General features: G+C 62.9%; 2 protein-coding genes. Both read right to left on the bottom strand.

Annotated features, from left to right (window positions below):
- The coding region (locus C483_RS08605) for a carboxypeptidase-like regulatory domain-containing protein (protein WP_241431490.1) at positions 1-2372 on the bottom strand (2372 nt) is incomplete at its 3' end.
- Between the two features lie 34 nt (positions 2373-2406).
- Positions 2407-2961, bottom strand: a 555-nt coding sequence (locus C483_RS20835) for a S8 family serine peptidase (protein ID WP_241431489.1), incomplete at its 5' end; no start/stop codon positions are given.

The following is a 2961-nucleotide window of genomic DNA, read 5'->3' as shown; positions in this document are numbered from 1 at the left end:
TCTTCGGCGGTCGTCACGTTGAACGCGCCGTCGTCGGCGTCGACGACGTTGGCGTCAGCGATCGGGACGCCGGCAGCGTTCGTGACGGTGCCTTCGATCGAGCCGGCGGTGCGGTCGACGACAAAGTCGACGTTCTCAACGTGTTCGCCGGGTGCGACGGTGACAATTTCGTCGATCTCGTAGCCCGGTGGCGTGTCGACGACGTTGACGACGTACGTGCCCGCGGAGACGTCCGCGAGTTCGTACGAGCCGTTCTCGTCGGTCGTCGTTTCGTGGACATCGCCGTCGGCGTTCTCGGCGACGATAGTTGCGTTCTCGACTGGTGCGTCGTCGTCGCTCGCGGTCACGTCACCGCTGATCGTACCGGGGAGCTCCTCGAGACCAACGTCGACCGTGACGACGTCGTCTTCGGGAACCTCGACGAGCTCGGTGTGTGCCGCGAAGTTCTCGGCGTCAACTGTCAGGGTGTGTTCGCCGGCAGGAACGTTCGCGAGACCGTACTTGCCGTCGGCATCGGTCACGTTCGTGTACGTTTCGTTGCCAGCTTCGAGTTCGACGCTGGCGTTTTCGATCGGTTCATCGGTTGCTGCCTCGGAGACCGTTCCCTTGACGTTCCAGTTCGGACCGTCGTCGATGGTGAACGGCGCAGTCGCGATATCGTCGTCGCTCTCGACGACATGGTGCCACTCGAGTTCGCCGTCGTCTTCGGCGAGGGTGTTCGTGAACTCGACGGTGGCCGATTCGTTCGGTTCGAGCGAGACGACCTCGCTCGTGTGGTCGGTTGCGCTGGCTGTGCCAGCGTAGTCGTCGACGTGCTCGACCGCGTTTGCCATGATGGCGTTCGATTCGGCGCTGAAGTCCGCGTTCGAGATGAACGAAGAGCGGCCGAACGCAGCGAGCAGGACGTGGTCGTCGTCCTCGCTCACGCCGACAGAGGCGCCGTCTGGCGTGCCGTCGCCGACGTCTGCGATGGTCTCGCCGCTGTAGCCGTCGAACCATGCACGATCGGCTGCGGAGCCGTCGTGGAGTTCGATCGTTTCGCCCGCATCAGCGACGCCGTCGAACAGTGCGTGGTCGTCGGTGATGTCGAGCATGATCGGTGCAGAGCCACTGAAGCCGTCCTCAACGGACGATGGGTCGTCAGTGGCATCGGACAGGTCACTCACTGCGTTCGAGCTGCTGCCCCAGTTCTCGAGGTAGACGACACCCTGGTCGTCTGCGAGCTCGTCGAGGAACGCATCGACATCTGCGCCGTCGAAGTCATTGACGACGAAGATATCGTAGTCCTCGACCTCGTCGAGCAGGTTGGCTGCGTTGACCGTCTGCACGTCGTAGGAGTCGTCGAGTTCGTCCTGTAGCGTGTCAGCCAGGTTGTCCGCGCCGTCGACGATCTCGTCGAGGTCAACCTCGTCGACACCGCGGTCGGCGAGTTCCTCGCGGAGTTCTTCTTCGTCAACGTCGCCGTCGACGACTGCAACGTCGGTTTCGCCTTCCGTGACATCGTAGGCGATCGTCTGTTCGTCCGGCGCGTCGCCGGCGTTCACGACATCCGCGCTGACGTTGTAGGTCTCGCCAGGTGCGAGTTCCTCGGGCGCGTCGGTGATGTCGACGCTGAAGAACGCTTCGAGGATGTCGATTGCGGCGGTCGCTTCGTCGTCCTCGGTGAAGACACCGTGGTCGTAGGTTCCTTCCGTGACGTTCTCCGTGTCGACATCGAAGGAGACCGTCGTTTCCTCGTCGGGTTCGAGCGTGACGTTCTGCGTGAGTAGCGCGTCGTCGAGGTCGTCGAAGCGGTATTCGACGGTCTGGGTGTCGTCGACGTTCCCCGTGTTCGCGATATCCGCGCTGACGGTAATCTCGTCACCACGGTCGGCTTCATCGGGAGCATCGAGGTTCGAAACGCCGAACTCCGATGAGAGCACGGTGAACGCGTCGCTCGCATCGTCGTCCTCGGTCGCGACGGTGACGGTGTGCTCGCCAGCGTCGAGGTCGCTCGCGTCAAGGTCGAACGTGATCGTCGTCTCTGCTGAGTGATCGACCGGGTCGTCGACGCCGGGTGCGGCCATATCGACGACTTCGGTGTCGATTGGTTCATCGTCGTCGCCGAGGAAGAAGTCGATCTCCTGAATCGCTCCTTCGTCGCCGAGGTTCTCGAGATCGACGTCGATTTCGACGGTCTCGTCATCGTCGACTTCGTCGGGCACGTCGAGTCCCGTGATGGCGATTTCACCCTCGTCGAGCATGCCCTGTACCTTCTGCTGGAGCAGGCTCAGATCGTCCGTCGTGACCTCGCCGTCGCGGTTCATGTCCGCGAGGTCCTCGGCGAACGGCTCAGGATCCATATCCTGGAGGTACTGCTGGGTTAGCTGCACGTCCTGGACCGTTACAGCCTCGTCCTGGTCAACGTCACCGAGTTCGTACTCGAGTGCGCCCGCGGCAACCTCGTCGACAGCAGCGTANGTCCTGGACCGTTACAGCCTCGTCCTGGTCAACGTCACCGAGTTCGTACTCGAGTGCGCCCGCGGCAACCTCGTCGACAGCAGCGTAGGCGTCGACGATGCCGTGACCGTAGCGAACGTCTTTCTCGTCGGGTTCGCCGTCAGGCTTCCAGGCGGTTTCCTCGAGTGTCTCCTCGATTTCCTCCTGCGTGAGGTCGTCGTTGGCCGAGAGCATGAGGGCGATGACGCCGGAGACGTGTGGTGCGGCCATCGAGGTGCCGTCGAGGTAGTCGTACTCGTCGTCTGGCATCGCGCTCAGGACGTCTTCACCGGGTGCGGCGACGTCTGGTTTGACCCACTCGTCGGGCCACTCTGGGTCAGGGTTGTCCCAGTTGTTGGCGGCGATGGTGTTGCCGCTGGAGAAGTCGGTGATGTCGCCGTCAGCGTTCGAGGCACCGATGCTGAACGAGTCGTAGGTGTTTGCCGGCGAGCCGACACAGCCCTCGCCGGAGTTACCCGAGGA

Source organism: Natrialba hulunbeirensis JCM 10989, assembly GCF_000337575.1.
Lineage (GTDB): Archaea > Halobacteriota > Halobacteria > Halobacteriales > Natrialbaceae > Natrialba > Natrialba hulunbeirensis.
The sequence above is the reverse complement of the archived record's forward strand: the minus strand, read 5'-3'. Positions and strand labels throughout refer to the sequence as shown.